Source organism: Micromonospora sp. NPDC048842, assembly GCF_040649935.1.
Classification (GTDB): domain Bacteria; phylum Actinomycetota; class Actinomycetes; order Mycobacteriales; family Micromonosporaceae; genus Micromonospora; species Micromonospora hortensis.
On the sequence record NZ_JBEZGK010000012.1, the window covers coordinates 42,854 to 65,019 of the forward strand.

General features: G+C 70.8%; 22 protein-coding genes. 14 read left to right on the forward strand and 8 right to left on the reverse strand.

Annotated features, from left to right (window positions below; translation table 11 throughout):
* Window positions 1-206: 206 nt before the first annotated feature.
* The 3 genes from AB0C19_RS18480 to AB0C19_RS18490 all read left to right on the forward strand — a co-directional run bounded on the left by AB0C19_RS18480 (window position 207) and on the right by AB0C19_RS18490 (window position 4,064).
* Window positions 207-974 (forward strand): ABC transporter ATP-binding protein, encoded by a 768-nt coding sequence (locus tag AB0C19_RS18480; protein WP_210781706.1) that lies wholly within the window; start codon window positions 207-209, stop codon window positions 972-974.
* Window positions 974-3,529, forward strand: a complete 2,556-nt coding sequence (locus AB0C19_RS18485; protein WP_357186594.1) for an FtsX-like permease family protein — start codon at window positions 974-976, stop codon at window positions 3,527-3,529. The genes AB0C19_RS18480 and AB0C19_RS18485 overlap by 1 nt, the downstream gene beginning before the upstream one ends.
* A 157-nt stretch (window positions 3,530-3,686) precedes the next feature.
* Window positions 3,687-4,064, forward strand: coding sequence for a carboxymuconolactone decarboxylase family protein (locus AB0C19_RS18490; RefSeq protein WP_091408607.1), 378 nt, complete (start codon window positions 3,687-3,689; stop codon window positions 4,062-4,064).
* Window positions 4,065-4,113: 49 nt separating this feature from the next.
* Here the strand turns inward: AB0C19_RS18490 and AB0C19_RS18495 are convergent, their stop codons facing one another.
* Window positions 4,114-4,770 carry an HAD family phosphatase gene (locus AB0C19_RS18495; RefSeq protein ID WP_357187035.1) on the reverse strand — a complete coding sequence of 219 codons (657 nt, stop codon included), beginning with the start codon at window positions 4,768-4,770 and terminating at the stop codon, window positions 4,114-4,116.
* A 121-nt stretch (window positions 4,771-4,891) separates the two neighbouring features.
* Window positions 4,892-5,635 (reverse strand): neutral zinc metallopeptidase, encoded by a 744-nt coding sequence (locus AB0C19_RS18500; RefSeq protein ID WP_357186597.1) that lies wholly within the window; start codon window positions 5,633-5,635, stop codon window positions 4,892-4,894.
* Window positions 5,636-6,202: 567 nt separating this feature from the next.
* On the opposite strand from AB0C19_RS18500, the gene AB0C19_RS18505 reads away from it, so the two are divergent.
* Window positions 6,203-6,595: a YciI family protein gene (locus AB0C19_RS18505; RefSeq protein ID WP_357187037.1), complete on the forward strand. Its 393-nt coding sequence runs from the start codon at window positions 6,203-6,205 to the stop codon at window positions 6,593-6,595.
* Window positions 6,596-6,599: 4 nt separating this feature from the next.
* Entirely contained in the window at window positions 6,600-7,856 is a 1,257-nt protein-coding gene (locus AB0C19_RS18510) for a DUF6596 domain-containing protein (RefSeq protein ID WP_357186600.1), read from the forward strand.
* Between the two features lie 78 nt (window positions 7,857-7,934).
* On the opposite strand, the gene AB0C19_RS18515 is transcribed toward AB0C19_RS18510, so the two are convergent.
* On the reverse strand, window positions 7,935-9,035 hold the full coding sequence (locus AB0C19_RS18515; protein ID WP_357186602.1) for an ionic transporter y4hA: 1,101 nt from the start codon (window positions 9,033-9,035) through the stop codon (window positions 7,935-7,937).
* A 112-nt stretch (window positions 9,036-9,147) separates the two neighbouring features.
* On the opposite strand from AB0C19_RS18515, the gene AB0C19_RS18520 reads away from it, so the two are divergent.
* Window positions 9,148-9,510 carry a metalloregulator ArsR/SmtB family transcription factor gene (locus AB0C19_RS18520; protein ID WP_357186605.1) on the forward strand — a complete coding sequence of 121 codons (363 nt, stop codon included), beginning with the start codon at window positions 9,148-9,150 and terminating at the stop codon, window positions 9,508-9,510.
* Window positions 9,507-10,010: an SRPBCC family protein gene (locus AB0C19_RS18525; protein ID WP_357186608.1), complete on the forward strand. Its 504-nt coding sequence runs from the start codon at window positions 9,507-9,509 to the stop codon at window positions 10,008-10,010. Before AB0C19_RS18520 ends, AB0C19_RS18525 begins: the two co-directional genes overlap by 4 nt.
* Here the strand turns inward: AB0C19_RS18525 and mug are convergent.
* Window positions 10,007-10,576 (reverse strand): G/U mismatch-specific DNA glycosylase, encoded by a 570-nt coding sequence (mug, locus tag AB0C19_RS18530; RefSeq protein WP_357187040.1) that lies wholly within the window; start codon window positions 10,574-10,576, stop codon window positions 10,007-10,009. The two genes, AB0C19_RS18525 and mug, sit on opposite strands and share 4 nt — an antisense overlap.
* A gap of 62 nt (window positions 10,577-10,638) precedes the next feature.
* Between mug and AB0C19_RS18535 the strand changes: the two genes are divergently transcribed.
* The 5 genes from AB0C19_RS18535 to AB0C19_RS18555 all read left to right on the forward strand — a co-directional run bounded on the left by AB0C19_RS18535 (window position 10,639) and on the right by AB0C19_RS18555 (window position 17,569).
* A complete protein-coding gene (locus tag AB0C19_RS18535; RefSeq protein WP_357186611.1) occupies window positions 10,639-11,382 on the forward strand; it encodes a methyltransferase domain-containing protein in 744 nt (247 codons plus the stop codon).
* Between the two features lie 37 nt (window positions 11,383-11,419).
* A complete protein-coding gene (locus AB0C19_RS18540; protein ID WP_357186614.1) occupies window positions 11,420-12,229 on the forward strand; it encodes a type II CAAX endopeptidase family protein in 810 nt (269 codons plus the stop codon).
* 115 nt (window positions 12,230-12,344) lie between these two features.
* The gene (locus tag AB0C19_RS18545; protein ID WP_357186618.1) at window positions 12,345-13,058 is read left to right on the forward strand and encodes an alpha/beta hydrolase; all 714 of its coding nucleotides are present in this window, start codon (window positions 12,345-12,347) and stop codon (window positions 13,056-13,058) included.
* 452 nt (window positions 13,059-13,510) lie between these two features.
* The gene (locus AB0C19_RS18550) at window positions 13,511-14,650 is read left to right on the forward strand and encodes a ThuA domain-containing protein (RefSeq protein ID WP_357187043.1); all 1,140 of its coding nucleotides are present in this window, start codon (window positions 13,511-13,513) and stop codon (window positions 14,648-14,650) included.
* Between the two features lie 87 nt (window positions 14,651-14,737).
* Window positions 14,738-17,569 carry a PQQ-dependent sugar dehydrogenase gene (locus AB0C19_RS18555; protein WP_357186621.1) on the forward strand — a complete coding sequence of 944 codons (2,832 nt, stop codon included), beginning with the start codon at window positions 14,738-14,740 and terminating at the stop codon, window positions 17,567-17,569.
* Between the two features lie 44 nt (window positions 17,570-17,613).
* On the opposite strand, the gene AB0C19_RS18560 is transcribed toward AB0C19_RS18555, so the two are convergent.
* Window positions 17,614-18,381, reverse strand: a complete 768-nt coding sequence (locus tag AB0C19_RS18560; protein WP_357186624.1) for a helix-turn-helix transcriptional regulator — start codon at window positions 18,379-18,381, stop codon at window positions 17,614-17,616.
* A gap of 81 nt (window positions 18,382-18,462) precedes the next feature.
* Between AB0C19_RS18560 and AB0C19_RS18565 the strand changes: the two genes are divergently transcribed.
* The gene (locus tag AB0C19_RS18565) at window positions 18,463-18,849 is read left to right on the forward strand and encodes a nuclear transport factor 2 family protein (protein WP_357186627.1); all 387 of its coding nucleotides are present in this window, start codon (window positions 18,463-18,465) and stop codon (window positions 18,847-18,849) included.
* On the opposite strand, the gene AB0C19_RS18570 is transcribed toward AB0C19_RS18565, so the two are convergent.
* Together AB0C19_RS18570 and AB0C19_RS18575 are read right to left on the reverse strand one after the other, a co-directional pair.
* On the reverse strand, window positions 18,846-19,790 hold the full coding sequence (locus tag AB0C19_RS18570) for an acyltransferase domain-containing protein (RefSeq protein WP_357186630.1): 945 nt from the start codon (window positions 19,788-19,790) through the stop codon (window positions 18,846-18,848). The genes AB0C19_RS18565 and AB0C19_RS18570 overlap by 4 nt on opposite strands.
* A 29-nt stretch (window positions 19,791-19,819) precedes the next feature.
* The gene (locus AB0C19_RS18575; RefSeq protein WP_357186633.1) at window positions 19,820-20,404 is read right to left on the reverse strand and encodes a hypothetical protein; all 585 of its coding nucleotides are present in this window, start codon (window positions 20,402-20,404) and stop codon (window positions 19,820-19,822) included.
* A 321-nt stretch (window positions 20,405-20,725) separates the two neighbouring features.
* Between AB0C19_RS18575 and AB0C19_RS18580 the strand changes: the two genes are divergently transcribed.
* Window positions 20,726-21,637, forward strand: coding sequence for an NAD-dependent epimerase/dehydratase family protein (locus AB0C19_RS18580; RefSeq protein WP_357186636.1), 912 nt, complete (start codon window positions 20,726-20,728; stop codon window positions 21,635-21,637).
* Here AB0C19_RS18580 and AB0C19_RS18585 read toward each other — a convergent pair.
* Window positions 21,634-22,089 (reverse strand): GNAT family N-acetyltransferase, encoded by a 456-nt coding sequence (locus tag AB0C19_RS18585; RefSeq protein WP_357186639.1) that lies wholly within the window; start codon window positions 22,087-22,089, stop codon window positions 21,634-21,636. The genes AB0C19_RS18580 and AB0C19_RS18585 overlap by 4 nt on opposite strands.
* Window positions 22,090-22,166: the final 77 nt, after the last annotated feature.

A 22,166-nucleotide genomic window follows, 5' to 3' on the forward strand; every position in this document is an offset into this window, starting at 1 on the left:
CCCGCCGCCGTGGGGAAAAACGGTCGGCCGGCGTCGACTCAGGGGCAACCCTGATGCGACATGGGGGTGCACCCGCAGCGGGAAATCCGCGCCGGGTCCCCCCAGGGTCGGACGGGGCGGACGTAGTCAGCACCGATGATTGAACAGTCGCGCCGGACCATCGGGGGGCGGCGTGCATTTTCGGACAGACGGAAGAGGTAGATGACGTGACCGCGACGGTAGGCCAGCAGGCGCAGGCCGCGGCCCGGGCGAACGACGTGTGGAAGGTGTACGGCAGCGGCGAGGCTCAGGTCATCGCGCTGCGGGGGGTCAGCGCGGAGTTCGAACGTGGCCGCTTCACCGCGATCATGGGCCCGTCGGGTTCCGGGAAGTCGACGCTGATGCACTGCCTGGCCGGCCTGGACTCGGTGACCCGGGGGACGGTGTCGATCGGTGAGACCACGGTCACGGGGCTGGGCGACGCGGGGCTGACGAAGTTGCGCCGCGACAAGGTGGGCTTCATCTTCCAGCAGTTCAACCTGCTGCCGACGCTGACCGCCAAGGAGAACATCCTGCTGCCGCTGTCGATCGCCGGGCGCAAGCCGGACCCGGCCTGGTACGACACGGTGATCGAGACGGTGGGTCTGAAGGACCGGCTGGACCACCGGCCGGCACAGCTCTCCGGTGGGCAGCAGCAGCGGGTGGCGTGCGCCCGGGCGCTGGTCTCCCGCCCCGAGGTGATCTTCGCGGACGAGCCGACCGGCAACCTGGACTCGCGCTCCGGCGCGGAGGTGCTCAACTTCCTGCGTAACTCGGTTCGGGAGCACGGCCAGACCATCGTGATGGTCACCCACGACCCGACGGCCGCCGCGTACGCCGACCGGGTGGTCTTCCTCGCCGACGGCGAGATCGTCTCGGAGCTGATCGAGCCGACCGCCGAGACGGTGCTGGACACCATGAAGAAGCTGGACACTGCGGCCGAGGTGGGCAACTGATGTTCCGCGCGACGCTGAAGAGTCTGCTGGCCCGTAAGGTCCGGCTGATCCTGTCCGGCCTGGCGGTGGTGCTTGGGGTGATGTTCGTCTCCGGCGCGTTCGTGCTCACCGACACGCTGGGTCGCTCCTTCGACTCGGTCTTCGCCGACGGTTTCTCCGAAATCGACGTGAACGTCGCGGCGAAGCCGAAGGTCCAGGTCAACGAGATGGAGGGCGAGCAGACGGTCGCGCCGCTGCCGGCCACGCTGGTGGACCGGGTGAAGCAGGTGCCGGGGGCGGCCTCGGCGACCGGTGTGGTCAACGCCGACGGCGCACGTGTGATCGGCAGCAACGGCAAGGTCGTCACGTCGTTCGGCCCGCCGCAGTTGGGCGAGAACTGGATCGGCGAGAGCGAGCTGCTGAAGCTGCGTGAGGGGCGCGCGCCGCAGGCCGAGGACGAGATCGTCATCAACAAGGCGTTGGCCACGGCCGCGAAGGTGCAGGTCGGCCAGAAGGTCGGCGTGCTCACCGCGTTCGAGTCGAAGAAGCGGGACTTCACACTGGTCGGCGTCTTCGGTTACAGCGGTGACCGGGACTCGATCGGCGGGGTCAACGAGGTCTTCTTCACCACGCCGGTGGCGCAGCGGCTGATGCTGGGCGAGCCGGACGTGTTCAGCAGCATCACTGTGCAGGCCGCCGGCGGGGTCTCGGACGAGAAGCTGCGCGACGACGTGGCCCGCACCCTGGGCGCGGACTTCGAGGTGAAGACCGGCGAGCAGGTGGCCGCGGACGCCTCGGCGAGCCTGAAGGAGGGCCTGTCCTTCTTCAACAAGATCCTGCTCGGCTTCGCCGCGGTGGCGCTGCTGGTGGGCACCTTCCTGATCCTCAACACCTTCTCGATCATCGTGGCGCAGCGGACCCGGGAGTTGGCGCTGATGCGCGCCATCGGGGCCAGCGGCCGGCAGATCATCGGTTCGGTGGTGCTGGAGGCCATCGCGGTGGGGTTGATCGCGTCGGTGCTCGGCCTCGCCGCCGGTATCGGGGTGGGCGCGCTGCTGGCGTTCCTGTTCGGCAAGCTCGCCGGTGGGCTCACACTGGCCGGGATCGGCGTGCCGGCGGCCGCGGTGATCGGTTCGTTCGCCGTCGGTCTGGTGATCACCGTGGTGGCGGCGTTGCTGCCGGCGCTGCGGGCGTCCCGGATCCCGCCGATCGCTGCCATGCAGGACGTGGCCACCCCGGACCGGCCGTTGACCAAGGTCACCGTTGCCGGGTCGCTGGTCACCGGCGTCGGCGCGGTGCTGCTGTTCCTCGGGCTCAGCGGCAACGCCGGGGGTCAGACCCTGGCCACCATCCTCGGTGGGGTGCTGTTCGCCTTCATCGGGGTGGCGCTGCTGACCCCGTTGATCAGCCGGCCGGTGGTGAGCCTGCTCGGGGCGATCTTCTCCTGGTCGGTGCCGGGCAAGCTGGGCCGGCTCAACTCGGGGCGCAACCCGCGTCGTACGGCGATCACCGCCGCCGCGCTGATGGTCGGCATCGCGCTGGTCACCGGTGTCACTGTCATCCTCGACTCGGCCAAGGGCAGCATCAGCGCACTCGCCCAGGACACCATCAAGGCCGAGCTGGTGATCGCCGGTCAGCAGGGCGGCCCGCGTCCGCCGACCTTCGACCCGGGGGTACTGGATCAGGCCAAGGCCCTGCCCGGTGTGCGGTTGGTCGACGGCGAGTACGGCGACATGGGGCGGATCGACGGGGAGAGCACCTGGGTCGCGGCGAGCAGCGACATCGCGTCGCTGCGGCAGATCTTCGGCGCGAAGCCGACCGCCGGTGACATCGACCGGCTCGGGCCGACCCAGATGCTCGCCAGCTCGGACACCGCAACGTCCCGTGGCTGGTCGGTGGGCTCCACTGTCAACGTGCAGCTGACCCGGGGCGAGGCACGCACCTACACGATCAGCGGCATCTACGAGTCGTCGCAGCTGACCAACCCGGTGACGCTGCCGGCGACCGCGGCGAAGGACTTCGCCATCCCGCAGCCCATCCAGGGCTTCATCCAACTGGACCCGGGCACCCGGGTGTCCGACGTCCAGCCGCAGGTGGAGGCGTTGCTCGCGGACAGCCCCGAGGTGTCGGTGGCCGACCGGGACGCGTTCATCAAGCAGCAGACCAGTTCGCTCGACGGGCTGCTCACGATGATCCAGATCCTGCTCGCGCTGGCCATCGTGATCGCCGTGCTGGGCATCATCAACACCCTGGCCCTGTCGGTGCTGGAGCGGACCCGCGAGTTGGGTCTGCTGCGGGCGATCGGCCTGCGCCGGTCCCAGACCATGGGCATGATCACCGTGGAGGCGGTGGTGATCTCGGTGTTCGGTGCGCTGCTCGGCGTGGTGGTGGGCACCGGCCTCGGCGCCGCAGTGGTCGAGGCCCTCAAGGACGAGGGCATCACCGACCTGATCCTGCCCTGGGGGCAGATGGGTGTCTTCCTCGGTCTCGCCGCCATCATCGGCGTGGTGGCCGCGGTGCTCCCGGCGATCCGGGCGGCCCGGATCAACGTCCTGGGCGCCATCGCCCACGACTGATCGGCACTACCGAGGCCCCCGGTCGCCATCCGCGCGACGGGGGCCTCGGCGTGTCCCATTCCCCCTCGGCCACCCGTACGCGACTGCCAGGCTGGTGCTGCCGGCAGGGCGCCGGCCCGCCCCGCGAGCGGGCGGTCGGAGAACCGGGGCCGGTGACATGACCGATCAGGACGCGTACCAGCGGGCACTCGACAACGCCGAGCGGCTGCTCGGGCAGCCGCTGGTCCTGCCGCTCGGCGAGGGTGAGCCGTCGGTGGGAAACGACTTCCGTCGTCTCGCCACCGTGCAGACCTTCGGCGCGGCCTGGCCCCGGGAAGGCCTGGACCTGCGCAGCCGGTGCCTGGTCTCGGTGGCGATCGCCGCCGCCCTCGGCACCCACGAGCCGCTGCGCGGGCAGCTGCGCATCGCGCTGACCTCGGGCGTGACCAGGGAGGAGATCGTCGAGCTGTTCATCCACCTGGCCGCGTACGCGGGGGCCGCGCGGGCGTTCGACAGCTACCAGGTGGTCGCGGCGGTCTTCGCCGAGCGCCAGTGAACGAGGCCGGTCGCGACAGCCGCGCACCGTCGGACCCGCGCCGGGCGGGTCAGCCGGTCGTCGCGGCCCGATCGGTCAGCAGGCCCGCGAGCAGCGCCAGGTCCACGCCGGTCAGGCTCTCCACCTGGTGTACGCCGACAGTGCTCGGCAACGCCACCTCCGCCGGTACGGCCAGGACCGCCGCGCCCGAGGCGAGCGCGCTGGCCACCCCGGTCGGTGAGTCCTCGATCGCCACGCACCGCTCGATCGGCACACCCAACAGCCGGGCGGCGGTCAGGTACGGCTCGGGGTGCGGCTTGGCCGCCACCACCTCGTCACCGGCGACCACAGTGTCGAAGTTGTCCCGACCAAGGGTGTCCAGGGCGATCTCGACCAGCGCCCGAGGGCTGGAGGTGACCAGCGCGGTGGGGATTGCCGCCGCGCGGACCGCGCGCAACAGGTCGAACGCGCCCGGCCGCCAGGGCAGGCCGGTGCGGAACAGCTCCAGGATCCGGGTGTTGATCCACGCCGCGCTGATCTCCGGATCCCGTTCCGGCTGCCCCAGGTCGTCGTGCAGGATGCGCATCGACTCGGCCATGGCGGTGCCGATGATCGACTGGCGGGCCTCGACGGAGAGTTCGCCGCCGTATTCCTTCGCGAGTTCCTGCAACGCGACGTCCCACAGCTTCTCGCTGTCGACCAGCGTGCCGTCCATGTCGAAGAGCACAGCGGCGGGGTGATGGCTGCTCAGCGGAACCTCCAGGGTCGTGACCGACACCGGCGATCCTGCCAGCAGCTCCCGGGGCCGGTGGCGGCAACGGGCTCCAGGGTGATCCGGGCAACCCCGCTCAGCCCAGGTCGCACTCCTTCAGGGAACCCTCGTAACCCCTGAAGAACATGTCGGTGCGCTGCTCGGCGGTGCCGTGCGCCCCTTCCGCGAACCACGGCTGGTCCGGGTCGTCGCCGACCGCCGCCACCCCCTCCCGGAACTCGTCCAGGTCACCCTCGGCGAGGGTCAGGGCCCGCGAGCGCACCGAATCGCCGAGGTACGCCCCGGCCATGCAGTCGGCCTGCAACTCCTGCTGGATGGTGAAGCTGTAGTTGATGCCGAGCCGCACCTGGATGGCGTGCGCGTACTCGTGCCCGAGCAGGTAGAACACGAACGCGTCGCCGACCTGGCGGAACGCCGCCACCGACCAGGCGACGTCGTACGCGATGAAGTCGCCCTGCGAGCAGTAGACGGCGTTGTTGCGGGGCAACGACTGGCCGCCGCAGGACACCTCGCCGTCGCGCTGGTACGGGATGATCCGCCGGATCGGTCGGAAGCGCTGCCCGGATTCCTTGAACTGGGCCGCCCAGTACCGCTCGGCGACCGCCTGCGCGTCGGCGACGTCCTGCTCGAACTCGGCGACGCTGGTGGTGCTGTCGGCCCGGGTGGTGCTCGGGCCCGGTGACGCGGCCGTCGGGTTCACCCCGGGGCGTTCGGCCTCCGGCTCGGCCAGCCCACCGCCGGCGCAGGCGAGGGAGACCAGGGCGGCGATCAGCAGACCCGCCAGCGGGCCCCGCGCGTCGCGTCCGAACCGTGCCCCCACTGTGCCTCCCCAGACATCGGTGCTCGCGCTGCGATGTACCCCGACGATACGACCGCCACGCCCATCACCGATTCACGCACGAGGTGGCCGAACGGTTCACCTCCGATGGTCCCGGGTCGGCTGCGCCGCTCGTACGGCCAGTAGGGTCGCTCACCCGCCCGACTCCCGGCCGCGCTGCCACGTGTCGCCCTGGTCACCGTGCCGCTCGGCCTCGTACCGCTGCTGCCGCGCCCGAGCGTCCCGCCCAGCCCGAGGGTCGTCGCCCCCAACCTCACGAATCCGCCCCCGCCGCGCCACGACGCCAAACGCCAAACCCGCCAAGACAACAAAGACCCCGCCCACCACCCACACCACAGTCATCCCGCCAACCTAGGCCCCGCCGACCACCCCGGAACCTCGGTGATCATGAAGTTGGCGTCATCCCACTCGGCGTGTCGTGACGCTAACTTCATGATCACCGGTTCGGGTGGGGCAGGGGGTGTCCGGGACCGGGGGTTGGGTTCGACGTTTCCTGTGGGGGCGCCGGGGTGGTGTCCTCGCAGGAGGAGGGGAAGAACCGTGAAGTACATGATTTTGCTCTACGGGTCGCAGCAGGACTACGACGTGCTGTCGGGGCGGGCTTCCGACCGGCCGGCGATGTCGGCCGAGCAGATCGCGGCGATGCACAAGCACATGGAGACCTTCCACCAGGCGCTGGCCGAGTCCGGCGAGTTGGTCGACGCCCGGGGCCTGAGCGAGCCGGTGCACGCCCGCCGGGTGCAGGTGCGCGAGGGGACACCAGTGGTCACCGACGGCCCGTACCCGGAGACGCAGGAGGTCCTCGCCGGTTACACCATCGTGGAGTGCGCCAGCTTCGACCGGGCCACCGAGATCGCCGCCGGCCTGGTCGACCCGGACGCCCCCGGCGGTTACGTGGACGTGCGGCCGGTTCTCGACGGTGTCGAGGACCTGGCCGGCTGACAGGGTGCCGGAGACTCCCGCCGAGGACCTGCTGCGCGAGCTGGCGCCGCAGGTCCTCGGCGCGCTGGTACGCCGCTACGGGCACTTCGACACGGCCGAGGACGCGGTGCAGGAGGCGCTGATCGCCGCGGCGCACGGTTGGCCGCGCGACGGCGTACCGGAAAATCCGCGCGGTTGGCTGATCACCGTGGCGTCCCGTCGGCTGACCGACCTGCTCCGTCGCGAGCAGGCCCGGATCCGGCGGGAGAACACGGTGGCCCGGTGGGTGCTCCCGGAGCAGTGGCGCGCCCCCGCCGCCGACCGTCCGCCGGCGGACGCCGACGACACGCTCATCCTGTTGTTCCTGTGCTGCCACCCGGCGCTGTCGGCGGCGTCGCAGATCGCGCTCACCCTGCGCGCCGTGGGCGGGCTGAGCACTGCCGAGGTGGCGCGCGCGTTCCTGGTGCCGGAGGCGACGATGACCCGGCGGATCAGTCGGGGTAAGCAGCGGATCCGTGACAGTGGGCTGCGGTTCGCGCCGCCCACCGGCCCGGAGTGCGCCGACCGGCTCGCCGCCGTGCTGCACGTGCTCTACCTGATCTTCACGGAGGGGTACGCCCGCACCGCCGGGCCCGGGTTGCTGCGCGCCGACCTGACCGCCGAGGCGATCCGACTGACCCGGCTGGTGCGCCGGCTGGTGCCCGAGGACCCCGAGGTCACCGGGCTGCTCGCGTTGATGCTGCTCACCGACGCCCGCGCGCCGGCGCGGATCGGCCCGCACGGCGAGCTGGTGCCGATGGCCGAGCAGGACCGCTCCCGGTGGCGGGCCGACCAGATCACCGAGGGGGTCGAGCTGATCACCGGGGCGCTGCCGCGCGGGGTGGTCGGGGCGTACCAGCTCCAAGCGGCCATCGCGGCCGTGCACGACGAGGCGCCCAACGCGGCGGCCACCGACTGGGCGCAGATCACCGCCCTGTACGAGGTGCTCCTCGGGATGTCCGACAACCCAGTGGTGGCGCTCAACCACGCCGTGGCGGTGGCCATGAGCCGGGGCGCGCCGGCCGGGTTGGCGCTGCTCGCCGACCTGGCCGACGACCCCCGCCTGGCCGACGACCCGCGACTGCCGGCCGCCCGCGCCCACCTCTGGGAGTTGGAGGGTGAGCGGGTAGCTGCGCGGGAGGCGTACCGGATGGCGGCGGCGCGTTCGACGAACCTGGCGCAGCAGCGCTACCTGAACGCCCGCGCGGGGGGCCTCGCGGGCGACCCGCCGCCCGCCGGCTGAGCCGCACGGCCCGTGCGGGTCACGGGCGGAGCCGGCCGGCCGTGCGGATCACGGGCTGAGCCGCACGGCCCGTGCGGGTCACGGGCTGGCGGCCAGGAAGACGAACGCGGCCAGCAGCACCAGGTGTACGCCGCCCTGCAACACGTTGGCCCGGCCGGGCACCACGGTGAGGACGGCGGTCACGGCGGTGAGCGCGAGCAGGGCGAGCTGGGTGCCGCCGAGGCCGAGCAGCAGCGGGCCGTCCAGCCAGATCGAGGCGATCGCGATGGCCGGGATGGTCAGGCCGATGCTGGCCATCGCCGAGCCGAGCGCGAGGTTCAGGCTGGTCTGGACGCGGTCGCGGCGGGCGGCGCGGGCGGCGGCCAGGGTCTCCGGCAGCAGCACCAGCAGGGCGATGATCACGCCGACGAACGCGTGCGGTAGGTTCGCCGCCGCGACCCCGGCCTCGATGGTCGGGGAGACCGTCTTCGCGTCGCCGACCACCGCGACCAGCGCCACCAGCAGCAGGCCCAGGCTGACCATCGCCGCGCGGGTCGTGGGCGGCTTGGCGTGCTCCTCCGTCTCGATGACCTTGCCCCGGCTGTCGACCGGCAGGAAGTAGTCGCGGTGCCGACCGGTCTGCACGAGCACGAACAGCCCGTAGAGCGCCAGCGAGGCGACGGCGGCGAAGGTGAGCTGGGCCGGGCTGAACTCCGGGCCGGGCCGGGCCGTGGTGAAGGTCGGGATGACCAGACTCAGGGTGGCCAGGGTGATCACGGTGGCCAGGGCGCCGCCGGTGCCCTCCGGGTTGAACACCGCGACGCGACGGCGCAGCGCCCCGAGCAGCAGGGACAGGCCGAGTATCCCGTTACAGGTGATCATGACGGCGGCGAAGACGGTGTCGCGGGCGAGCGACTGGGTCTTCTCCGGCCCGCTGATCATGAGCGTGACGATCAGGGCCACCTCGATCACGGTGACCGCGACGGCGAGCACGAGGGACCCGTACGGCTCCCCCACCCGGTGGGCGACCACCTCCGCGTGGTGCACCGCCGCGAGCACAGCGCCGCCCAGCAGCACCGCGACAACCACGATGACGGGCCCAGGCAGGCTCCGCCCCCAGGTGACCATCAATATCAGGACGGCGAGCACAGGTACGACGAACGTCCAGTCGGTCAGGCGGGAGCGAAGGAGGGCGGCCATGCCATACAGAGTGCCAGGTCAAGTGATCATGTGACCACCATCGACGTGGCGACATGCGGCCGAGCGTGGCCTTCACCACGCAAACCCGTAACCCATAGGTTACGCTTCCCGAGTGAACGAGGTGGCCACCGCGATCGCCGACCCGGTACGGCGGCACATCCTGACCCTGCTGCGCGACGAGCCGCTGTCCGCTGGTGACATCGCCCAGCGATTCGTGATCAGCCGACCCGCGATCAGCCGCCACCTACGGCTGCTTCGCGAGAGCGGTCTGGTGCACGACGAGATGGTCGGCCGCCAGAGGATCTACCGACTCGATCCGCGCCCGCTCGCTCCGCTGGTCGACTGGCTCGCCGCGCTCGCAGCGACCGACCGGTGGGAGCGGCACCTCGACGCACTGGAGACCGAGGTCTATCGCACCCGCCGAGAGCGCCGCAGCCGCGGCCCGGCGGAGCACCGAAGGGAGCACACGGCATGACCCGCACACCCGCCGGACGCCTGTTTCACACCGACACCGGCCACGATCTCGTCCTCACCCGAACCTTCCGCGCCCCGGCGGCGGACGTCTGGGCCAGCCTGACCGAGCCCGAGCGCACGGCCCGCTGGTTCGGCCCGTGGGAGGGCGACGCCGGGCCCGGACGGACCATCCGGGTCCAGATGGCGTACGAGGAGCAGCAGCCCTGGTGTGAGGTACTCATCGACGCGTGCGAACCGCAGCAGCGCCTCGCCGTGTCGATGATCGACAGCTACGGGACCTGGCTGCTGGAGATGGTGCTGACCGAGACCGACGGCAGCACCGAGCTGCGGTTCGTCCAGCATCTCACCAGTGTGGAGGGCATCGCCGAGGTCGGCGCCGGCTGGGAGTACTACCTGGACATGCTGGTCGCCTCCCGGGACGGCTCGCCCCGCCCGGAGTTCGACGACTACCACCCGGCGATGCAGCCCTACTACCAAGGGCTGGCCGCCGCGGCCGGCTAGGGGTCGAGGGCCCGCCGCAGCTTGGCGAACTCGGCGGTCAACGCCGGCAGCGGGAAGTGCGCGTTCAGGCCGCTGGGGTTCGGCAGCACCCAGACCTGGGCCGGCCCCAGCCGGTCCGGTCGCGGGCCCAGCCCGGCCTTCGGTCGGGCGAAGGCGATCCGGTACGCGCTCACCCCGAGGATCGCCACCCAGCGCGGCCGGTAGCGTTCGGCCTTCACCGCCAACCCGGTCACACCGGCCACCAGTTCCTCCGGGGTCAGCTCGGCGGCGCGGGCGGTGGCCCTGTTGCTCAGGCTGGTGATGCCCAGGCCCTGCCGCAGCAGCTCGTCGCGTTCCCACGAGTGCAGCTGGCGATCGGTGAAGCCGGCTCCGTGCAGGGCCGGCCAGAATCGGCTGCCCCGTCGGGCGAACGGCTCCCCCACGGCGGCCGAGTAGAGGCCCGGGTTGTAGCCGCAGAACAGCACGCGCAGCCCGGGGCCGATGATGTCCGGCAGACCCCGGCCGGCCGCCGCAGACACCTCCTGCGGGGTCGGCCGCCGCGCCGGCCCCGCACGCTCAGCGTCCACTCCACTGATCCTGCCGTACGCCCCGGTGCCGGACCCGGCGGACGGCTTGACACCCTCAACGGATGCAGTCAACCGACCACCTCGCCGCCAGCCGTTACGCGCGGATGCGCTGGAACACTCCGCTCTCGCCGGAGCACGCCGCGTTGCTGCTGCAACGGCTCGACGTCCGCCCCGGCGCGCGCGTACTCGACCTCGGCTGCGGCTGGGGTGAGCTGCTGCTGCGGGCGGTCGCCGCCGGCGGTGTCTCCGGTCCGGTCGCGACGCGGGGCGTCGGCGTCGACACCGACGAGGGCGCGCTCGCCCGAGGGCGGCGGCTGGCCGCGGGGCGGTCATTGAACCGGCACGTCGCCTTCGTGATGGGGGAAGCGGCGGCCTGGCATGAGCCGGCCGACCGGGTCCTCTGCATCGGCTCGGCACACGCCTTCGGCGGCACCGAGGCCGCCCTCGACGCCCTCGCCGCAGTGGTCCGGCCCGGTGGGCGGCTGCTGTTCGGTGACGCGTACTGGGAGCGGCCCCCCACGGCGGAGATCGCCGAGGTCTTCGGCCCGGAGGTCCCGACCCTGCCCGGCCTGGTCGAGGCCGCCCGTCAGCGGGGCTGGCGGTTGCTGCACCTGAGCACCGCCGATCAGCGGGAATGGGACGACTTCGAGTCCACCTGGCTCGCCGGCCGGCAGGAGTGGCTGCTGGCGTACCCGGAGGATCCCCGTGCGGCCGAGGTCCGCGCGGAACTCGACGACCGGTTGTGCCAGTACGTCGGCGGTTACCGGGGTGTCCTCGGCCTCGGCTATCTCGTCCTCGGGCGCTGACCGTCCGCAATTGACGTCGCTGGCTAGGCTGCGCGTGGTGAGCGCCGGATCTCGTCTCGCCCTGCCCTGGCGGATCCTCGTCGTGTCCGCCGCCGCCGTGCTGGTGTGGCTGTTCCTGGGCGTCCTGCTCGATCGTGACTACGACCGGCCCACCCATGCGGTCGGGGCGGTTCTCACCACCGCGCTGGTCGTACCCCTGGTGGTCGTCGCCCGTCGCGTCCTGGACCGACGGCCGTGGGCCGGCCTCGGGTTGCCGTCGCTGCGCGCCGGCTGGCGGCGTCTGCTGTTCGGCATGGCCTGCTGGCTCGTGCCCGCCGCTGTGGGGTTCGCACTCTGCCTCGGTCTCGGCTGGGTCGAGATCAGTGTCCGGACGTCCGTCGGGGACGTGCTGCGGGTGGCGGCGCTGCTGGTCGTGCTGGTTTTCCTGAAGGAGGCGCTGCCGGAGGAGCTGATCTTCCGCGGGTACCTGCAACACAATCTCGCCACCCGGCTGCCCGCCTGGCAGGCGACCATCGGGCAGGCGGTGCTGTTCACAGTGTTCGGGTTCCTTACCGGGGCGGCGAGGTCCGTCGACCGACTGGCGCTCTTCTTCGTCTTCGCGCTACTGCTGGGCGCCTTCCGCGCCGCCACCGGCGACATCTGGGCCGGCATCGGCCTGCACGTCGCGTTCCAAACTGTCGCTCAGCTGTTCGGCGACGTCGGGGCGGTCTTCGACGTGGTCGGCGCGGACGTCCTGGGCGTGGTGGCCATGGGGGCCATCCCGTTCTCAGTGAGCTGGTTGGTCCTGCGACACCACTACCGGGACCGCCTGAACTGGCGCGCCCTCGCACCCGAGCCGGTGCGTTGAAGGGCTGAAGCCTGGGCGTTTGGCCCACCGGCCCGACCGGCGTGGGGAAGAGTGGCGGGCGAGAGCTGTCGTCGACCAGCGAGCGACGGCACGGCGTCGTGCGGAGGTTCTTCGGATGAGCGACACGTCTTCGGCCACGCCCGTTCGCAACGTGGTCCTGGTCCACGGCGCGTACGCCGACGGCTCGTCCTGGTCCGACGTCATCCCGCTGCTACAGCGGGCCGGGCTGACGGTCACCGCGGTGCAGAACCCGCTGACCTCCCTGGCCGACGACGTCGCGGCCACCAACCGCGCCCTCGACCGCCAGGACGGCCCGACGGTGCTGGTGGGCCATTCCTGGGCCGGCACGATCATCAGCGAGGCCGGCAACCACCCGAGGGTCACCGCCCTGGTGTACGTGGCGGCCCGCGCGCCGGACGCCGGCGAGGACTACAACGCGCTCGCGGCGAAATATCCCACGCCACCAGCGAACGCCGGCCTCGTGCACCACGACGGGTACGCGCAGCTCAGCGAGAGCGCCTTCCTGGCCGACTTCGCCGGTGGAATCGAGGAGGCCCGCGCCCGCGCCTTGTACGCGGTGCAGGGCCCGATCGCCAAGGACCTCTTCCAGGGCCGCACGACCACGGCCGCCTGGCGGGCTCGGCAGTGCTTTTACTCGATCTCCACTCAGGACCGCACTACAGCGCCGGAGCTGGAGCGGTTTCTGGCCGATCGGATGAACGCCACGACCATTGAGGTCGAATCATCGCATCTGGCCATGGTCACGCACCCGGAGACGATCGCCGACCTCATCCTGATGGCGACCCGCGGCACCCGCAGTCCCGCGTAGGGCCGCAGTGGTTGGCCGCGCGACGGCCAGCCGCAGCGCCACGAGGTGCCCGGCGAGCTGTTCTCGATCTTCGTCGATGGCCATACACCGACCATACGTCATACGTCTCACCTCAGCACCTCCGCCGGCCACGCACGGGTGCGCTCGGCCCGGAGCGCCTGGGCTTGACGGGGCGTAGACATCGGAGGTTTACTGCGTCAACGATGCCAGTCGATGAATTTTGATCGTCCAATGTGGGTGCTCTCCGTCATCGGCTGGTTTCAGCAAGCCCACCCCTGCACCCCCACCACCCCGCACCACCTCAGCCGAGCATCGGCGGCCCGGCTTCCGCACCACCGCCATCGCGGCCTCCGGCCTAACCGTGTGCACAGCCTGAGGTCGACGCTCAGCAGAGGAGCAAGACCATGCGTTCCCGTCCCCGCCTGTTGGCACTCGTCACCGGCCTGGCCGTCATGTTGGCCAGCCTGGTGGCACTGCCGACCCCCGCCTCGGCGGCACCCCTGACCAAGGTCCTGGTGTTCAGCAAGACCGCCGGGTTCCGGCACTCGTCCATCCCCAACGGCATCGCCGCGATCCAGCAGCTCGGCTCGGCCAACGGCTTCACAGTGACCTCGACCGAGGACGCCGCCCAGTTCACCACCTCCAACCTGGCCCAGTACCAGGCGGTGGTCTTCATGTCGACCACCGGCGACGTCCTCAACGCCAGCCAGCAGAGCGCGTTCGAGTCGTACATCGCCGCCGGTGGTGGCTACGTCGGCGTGCACGCCGCAGCCGACACCGAGTACAGCTGGCCGTGGTACGGCTCGCTGGTCGGAGCATGGTTCGACTCGCACCCGGCGATCCAGAACGCCACGGTGAAGATCGAGGACCAGACCAACCCCTCGACCGCCCACCTCGGGACCACCTGGGTCCGCTCCGACGAGTGGTACAACTACCGCACCAACCCCCGGTCCAGCGCCCGGGTGCTGGCCAGCCTCGACGAGTCGTCCTACAGCGGCGGCAACATGAGCGGCGACCACCCGATCACCTGGTGCAAGGCGTACGGCGGCGGGCGTGCCTGGTACACGGGCCTCGGGCACACCGAGGCGTCGTACACCGACCCGAACTTCACCCGGATGCTGCTCGGTGGCCTCCAGGTCGCCGCGGGCTCCGTGACTGCCGACTGCTCGCCGCGCACCACGACCCCGCCGCCCACCGCCAGCGGCTCCACCCTGCGGGCCCGCGCCAACAACCAGTACGTCAGCTCCCCCAACGCCAGCACCCCGCTGATCGCCAACAAGACCTCGGTGGGCACCACCGAGCGGTTCGACCTGGTGAACCTCGCCAACGGCAACGTGGCGCTGCGCGCCAAGGGCAACGGGCAGTTCGTCGCCGCCGAGAACGCCGGTGCCGCCGCGCTGATCGCCAACCGGGCCACCGCCGGTGCCTGGGAGACCTTCCAGCTGGTCCGCAACTCCGACGGCACTGTGAGCCTGCGGGCCACCGTGAACAACCGTTACGTCGCCGCTGACAACGGTGGCGGGTCCCCGCTGATCGCCAACCGGACCTCCATCGGTCAGTGGGAGAAGTTCGACCTGGTCACCACCAACTGACCTGGTCCCCCCGCTCGTCTCCACCACCCCACCTGGTCGTGGTGCGCCCCCGCGCGCCCGTCCACCGGTCGTCGAGAAAGGACGATCATGCTCTCGTACCCCCGGCGCTGGCCCCGGGCGCTCTTCGCGGCGGTCCTCACCGTCGCGAGCGCGGCCCTCGCTGTGGCTGCACCGTCCACCGCCCAGGCGGCGGTGATCCCCGCCTCCGACTATCAGCAGGTCAAGCTCGCCACCGGCTCGGGCGAGCTCGGTGAGGCCATGTCCCTGGCCGTCCTGCCGAACCGCTCGGTGCTGCACACCGCCCGCAACGGTGTTCTGCGGGTGACCGACGTGGCCGGCAACACCAAGGTCTCCGGCACCCTGTCGGTCTACACCCACGACGAGGAGGGGTTGCAGGGCGTCGCCGTCGACCCGAACTTCGCCAGCAACCGGTGGATCTACCTGTACTACTCCCCCACGCTGAGCACCCCGTCCGGGGACGCCCCGACCACCGGCTCACAGTCTGACTGGGACCGGTGGAAGGGGCACCTGCGGTTGTCGCGGTTCACCCTCAACAGCGACGACACGCTCAACCTGGGTAGCGAGAAGATCGTGCTCCAGGTCGCCAACGACCGTGGGCAGTGCTGCCACGTCGGCGGTGACCTGGACTTCGACGCCGCCGGCAACCTGTACCTGACCACCGGCGACGACACCAACCCGTTCGAGTCGTCCGGCTACGCGCCACTTGACGAACGGACCAACCGCAACCCGCAGTTCGACGCCCAGCGCTCGGCGGGCAACACCAACGACCTGCGGGGCAAGGTGCTGCGGATCAAGCCGCAGGCGGACGGCACGTACACGATCCCGTCGGGCAACATGTTCGCGCCCGGCACCTCGGGCACCCGCCCGGAGATCTACGCGATGGGTCTGCGCAACCCGTTCCGGATGAGCGTCGACAAGGCGACCGGTGTCGTCTACCTCGGCGACTACGGCCCCGACGCCGGGTCCACGAACTCGAGCCGTGGCCCCTCCGGTCAGGTCGAGTTCAACCGCATCGCGGCGCCCGGCAACTACGGCTGGCCGTACTGCACCGGCAGCAACACCAGCACGGAAACATACAATGAATACACCTTCCCGTCCGGGCCGTCGCAGTCCAAGTACAACTGCTCGGGTGGGCCGACCAACAACTCGTTCCGCAACACCGGGCTCGGCACGCTGCCTGCGGCGAAGCCGGCCTGGATCAAGTACGCGGGCGACTCCGGTTCACCGTCGGAGTTCGGCAGCGGCTCGGAGTCGCCGATGGGTGGGCCGGTCTACCGGTACGACGCCTCGCTCAACTCCAGCATCAAGTTCCCGTCTTCGCTGAACGGTCAGTTCTTCGCCGGTGAGTACGGCCGCCGCTGGATCAAGGCCATCGCTGTCAACTCCGACGGCTCGCGCGGGGAGATCTCCAACTTCCCGTGGACCGGCACCCAGGTCATGGACATGGCCTTCGGCCCGGACGGTGCCCTGTACGTGCTGGACTACGGCACCGGCTCGAACAACCAGGCGCTCTTCCGGATCGAGTACATCGGTGGCGGCAACCGCAGCCCGATCGCTGTCGCCTCGGCGAACCCCACGTCGGGGGCCAACCCGTTGACCGTCAACTTCTCGTCGGCCGGCAGCTCCGATCCGGAGGGTGGCGCGCTCAGCTACCTGTGGACCTTCGGCGACGGCACCACGTCGACGGCGGCCAACCCCACCAAGACGTACACCACGAACGGCTCGTACAGCCCCACCCTGAAGGTCACCGACCCGACCGGCCTGTCCGGCACGGCGAGCCTGATCGTCACAGTGGGCAACACCGCACCGACGGTGTCCCTCACCTCGCCCACCGACGGTCAGCTGTTCACCTTCGGTGACACGGTGCCGTACCAGATCTCGGTGAGCGACCCGCAGGACGGCACCATCGACTGCTCCAAGGTGAGCCTGACGTACGCGCTGGGCCACGACAGCCACGCCCACCAGATCACCTCGAAGACCGGGTGCAGCGGCACGATCACCGTCCCGACCGACGGTGAGCACGACTCGGCGGCCAACATCTACGGGGTCTTCGACGCCGCGTACACCGACAACGGTGGGCTCACCACGCACAGCATCAAGACGCTGCAACCGAAACACCGCCAGGGTGAGCACTTCAGCGCCCAGTCCGGTGTCCAGGCCACCGACCACACCAACGCCGAGGGTGGCCGCACGGCCGGGTTCATCGAGAACAACGACTGGATCTCCTACCAGCCGTACAACCTGTCCAACGCGAACCGGTTCACCGCGCGGGTCTCGTCGGCCGGCGCCGGCGGCACCATCGAGGTTCGCGCAGGGTCGGCCACCGGATCCCTGCTGGGCACCGCCACGGTGCCGGTGACCGGTAGCTGGGAGACCTTCGTCGACGTCTCCACCGCCATCAGCAACCCGCCCAGCGCGTCGACCACTCTGTACCTGGTCTTCAAGGGTGGCTCGGGCAACCTGTTCGACGTCGACGCGTTCACCTTCACCACCGGTACCACCACCCCCAGCGGGGGGATCACGCTGAGGGCGCAGGTGAACAACCAGTACGTGTCGGCCGTCGGCACCAACCCGCTGATCGCCAACAAGGCGAGCGTCTCGACGTCCGAGCAGTTCGATCGGGTGGACGCCGGCAACGGCAACATCGCCCTGCGGTCGCGCGCCAACGGGCTGTACGTCTGCGCCGACAACGCCGGCGCCAATCCGTTGATCGCGAACCGCACGACGATCGGACCATGGGAGACGTTCCAGATCATCAACAACTCCGACGGGACTGTCGGTCTGCGGGCTCTGGCCAACAACCAGATCGTGGCCGCCGAGAACGCCGGGGCCGGATCACTGATCGCCAACCGGACGTCGGTCGGGTCCTGGGAGAGGTTCGTCCTGACCACCGGCTGACCAGCATGTGGTGGGCCCGGCCTGGGCGGTTACCAGGCCGGGCCCTACCGTGTGAAGTAGGCGGCGCTCTGCTGGTCCGCGGGGTAGTAGGACTCCACAGCGATCTCCTCGACGGTGATGTCCATCGGGGTGCCGAACGTGGTGATGGTCGAGAACAGCCGCAGCTCGCGTCCACCGATCCGCAGGATCATCGGGATCACCACGTCGGCGTCGACCCGTTCGTCCGGCGGCTCCTGGGGCAGCGGGCTCAGCAGTTCTTCGTAGAGCGCCGTGAGTTCCGGGTCGGGCGCGGCGGCGAGTTGGCGCGAGATCCGGCTGCGGAACACCGCCCGTACGTCGGCCAGGTTGACGACCAGAGGGGCGAGCCCGCGCGGGTGCAGGCCCAGCCGAACCAGGTTGACCGGTGGCCGCAACAGGTCGGGTGCCGCGTGGGCGAAGAACGGGTCGACCGCGCGGTTGGTCAGCACGATGTTCCACCGGCGGTCGAAGACCAGCGCCGGGTACGGCTCGTGCGCCTGGAGCACCCTGCGGACCGCGTCGAGGGCACCCGACAGGGCGGCGTCGTCGAGCGGGCGCTGCGCGTACCGGGGTGCGAAGCCGGCGGCGAGCAACAGCTGGTTGCGATCACGCAGCGGCACGTGGAGCTGGTCGGCGAGCCGGAGGATCATGTCGGCGCTCGGCGTGGACCTGCCGGTCTCGACCAGGCTGACGTGCCGAGCCGAGACATCCGCGGCGATCGCCAGGTCGAGTTGGCTGAGCCCTCGGCGCTTACGCCACTGCCGCAGGAGTTCCCCGACCGCATACACGATCATGAGCCTACTCATCGTCGCCCGGGACGCCATGAAGTGCTATGTCATCGACAAGCGCACGAGGGCGGGCAAACACTTGCGGCCATGACCACCGAGAACAAGAGCATCGTCGGGCGTGCGTTGGCGGGGCTGGTCGACACCGGCGACGTCGACACGCTCGCGTCTTGTCTGAGCGAGGACTTCACCCATCACCGGTCGGATGCGACGACATCGACCGGGGCGCAGTGGCTCGCCGCGGTCCGCGCCGCGCTGGGCCCGACCGCCGGCATGCGGGTCGACATCCTGCACCTGCTGGCCGATGGTGACCACGTCGTCGTGCACTCGCGACGCCGACTCCCCGGTGGAGGGCCGGAGATCGTGGTGGTCGACATCCTGCGGATCGCCGACGGACTCATCGCGGAGGTGTGGGAAATCATCGAACCGGCAGGCCAGGCGGCCGCCAACGGCGCGTGGTGGGACGCGGTCGCCTAGATCGGGAAGCGGCCGTGACGCCAGTGCCAGTGGCCGCCGGCCCGCAGGTGGTCGATGATCGCGCGCTGGAGCACCGTGCGGCGCGGCAGCTCGTCGAGTGGCGTGGTCAGGGTCCGGAACCCGAACCGCAGGACCTCGATGTCGGCATCCGGCCCCGCCGACTCGTCGTAGGGCTCCAGCTCGAACCGGCGCTGGAACCGCACGATGTTGGAGTCCTCGGGAAGGTACTCCCGCAGTTGTGGGTCGAGCAGCCACGAGGCGCAGGAGAACGCTGTGTAGCGCTCGTCGGGGAAATGCCGGGGGAAGAACGCGCGGGCCTCGTCGAGGGACGCCGCGACCGCCTCCGAGGTCAACGGCCCCGAATCGGGGACGTGTAGGCCGATGGCGCCGTCGCCACGCTGGTGCTGTAGCCGGCCCAGCTCGTAGACGCTGCCGCGCGAGTGCAGTGTCAGCCAGCTCTGCATGATCGGCCAGCCCTCGCCGCGCATCCGTCGGTCGATGGCGAGGTTGCGGCCCAGATCGGCCAGGGTCACCCAGGTCACGGCCTCGGGGACACCGTGGTCGCTGTGGTACCCGCGCACCACGTCGACCTGGGCCAGGTACGCGTACACGTAGAGGTGTCGCCACGCGGGCCCGCGCTCGCGCGGCAACTCCGGGCCGGGCGAGAGCCACTCGTAGCCAGCGAGGTCGGCGCGGACCAGGGCGGTCGAGCGGTCGAGCAGCCAGCGCAGCTCCGGGGTCCAGAGCGGAGAGTCCGGGTCGGGCCAGCCCGCCATGACCTCGGCGGCGTCGTCCGGGCGCACGGCGAGCCGGTCGAGGATCGCGGGCGCGTCGGCCTTGGCTGGCAACGGGGCTGACGGCCCGTCACCGGCGAGCCGGTGCACGCGGTCGACCTCCTCGACGGGCACCCCGAGCCGGGCGGCGATGGCGTCCAGATCCACGCCGACGACCCTACCGGCCGGCGGGCTTCTCAGGAGTCCGCCGGCACCCCGGCGTCGAGCTGCCCGATCATGGGCGCGAGGAGGTCGTTGAGCTCCCGGGCCAGCACCGCCACGGCCCGGCGCGCGGCTGCGGCGACCTCGTCGTCCGGACCGTCGGGCGTTGGCGGCAGGTCGTCCAGCGGGACCGGCGCCTCCACCTGGAGCAACGCGCGCAGATGCGGGCGGCGCGTCTGGTCCTGCTCGGTGGGTGTGGTGAACTGGCCGAACAGCTGGGGCCAGTTCTGCCAACCACGGTCGCGCTGCCACTGCTTGGTCCAGGTCAGCTCGGCCGGCCAGCGGGACGCCACTGTCACCGCGCAGACCAGGCTGCCGTCCCATGGGCTACGCGCGCAGGTCGCCGAGATGATCCGCCGGTGCCAGCGCACGAAGCCCGGCGACAGCTCGGTGGCCAGCCGCCAGGCGGTCACCGCGAACGCCACGGGCGCGAAGTCACCCCAGGTGTCGGCGAACTCGTCGATCCGACGAAACACCTCGGCCTCGTACCGGCCGCTCCCGTCGGTGCCGTGCTCGCGGTCGAACTGCTCGTCCAGCCAGAAGGCGCGCGGTTCCGGCATCCTCAACCCCGTTTCACAGCGATGGCGTTCCGTACCTCGAACCTATGCCAATGTCGGGGTTGCGGACGCCATCCCCGCCCGTTGTCAACCTGCGCTCCGAGCGAGGTGGCGGCAACCCGCCTCAGCCGACGAAGACGCAGAAGGCGTGCCCGGCGAGGTCGGCGTACACGTGCAGGGGCTCGTCCGGGTCGTTGATGCGGTCGCACAACAGCCGACCGCCGAGGCGCAGCACGCGCTCATGCTGAACCAACAACTCCTCGACGCCCTTGCCGCAGCGGCAGCGGCTTGACAAAGGGCGGGTTCCAGAGTGGACGATGCACCGTGCGAATTCTTGTGGTGGGTGGCAGCGGCCTGATCGGCGCTCACGTCGTGGACGTGCTTCGGGAGCGTGGCCATGCCGCGACCACTGTGGCGCGCAGCGCCCAGCCGGGCGTCGACCATCTGCTCGATGTCGGCTCCGCCTCGATCGAGGACCTGCGGCCGTTGCTCGCCGGGCACGACGGCGTCGTGTACGCCACCCGCACCGAGGAGCAACGACCGCTGCCCAAGCCGATCTACCCCGAGTTCCGCCGCGACAACGTCGACCCGGTGGTACGCCTGTTCACCGCCGCCCGCCTCGAAGGTCTCACCCGTGGCGTCGTGATGGGCTCCTACTACACCTACTTCGACAGGCTCCACCCGCAGTGGCGCCTCGCCGAACGGCACACGTACATCCGGTGCCGCCTGGAGCAGGCCCGGGAGGGACGGGCGGCCGCCGGCGAGGGCCTGCCGGTCGCCGTACTCGAACTGCCCTTCGTCTTCGGCCGGGCTGGCGACCGACTGCCCAACTGGGCCGGCCCGCTGGACCGGTGGGCCCGCTCGCGTACCCCGCTGGTCGCCCCGGCCGGCGGCAGCGCCGCCGCCTCCGCCCGCAGCGTGGCCGAAGTCGCGGTCGACGCCCTGGAGCAGGCCAGCGACGCGGACATCCCGGTCGCCGACGAGAACCTCACCTGGACCGACATGATCGGGCGCATCGCCGAGGCAGTCGGTCGGCGCCGCCGGGTCACGCGGATGCCGTCCGGCGTCGCGAGCGCCGCCCTGCGACTGGGCGGCGCGCTACAGTCCCTCGGGCGCAAGGAGTCGGGCGTCAACCCCACCTACCTCGCCGACCTCCTGCTCGCCGAGCTGTTCATCGAACCGACGAGCGGTCGACCGCTGGACCCAGCGCTGCGCGAGACCTTCCCCGCCGCCTAGCAGCCTGGCCGTCGCTGCGACGGTCGGGCCAGATATGCGCTCTTGGCGTCGGGTGAGAACCCGCAGGCCCGGTAGAAGGCGTGCGTCGCAGGCGCGCGCGAACCTGTCATCAGCATGGCCTTGTAGCAGCCCGCATCCCAGGCGGCCTGGAGTGTGCCGGCCATGATCAGCCGACCCAGGCCGGTGCCGCGCCGCGACTCCTCGACGACGACGTTCTCGATGACCGCGTACGGCGACGCCGACCGGGTGAGGTTCGGGATCACGTTGAGGTACGTCGTGGCGACGACGACTCCATCCACTTCGAGAACGAAGAGACGCAGCGCCGGCGAGCCCAGGATCTGCTGGAAGGCCGCGACGTCAGATCCGTCGCGCAACACCGGATCGTCGGGATTCAGTTGCCGGTAGAGGCCGATGATCTGCTCGAAGTCGTCCGACAGGGCCGCACGGAACATGGCTGAAGCCTAACCAACAGTGGCTCAGATCGGGGCCTGGCACTCGGCGCATGACCCCGTGGGCGGCCCTAGCTGTG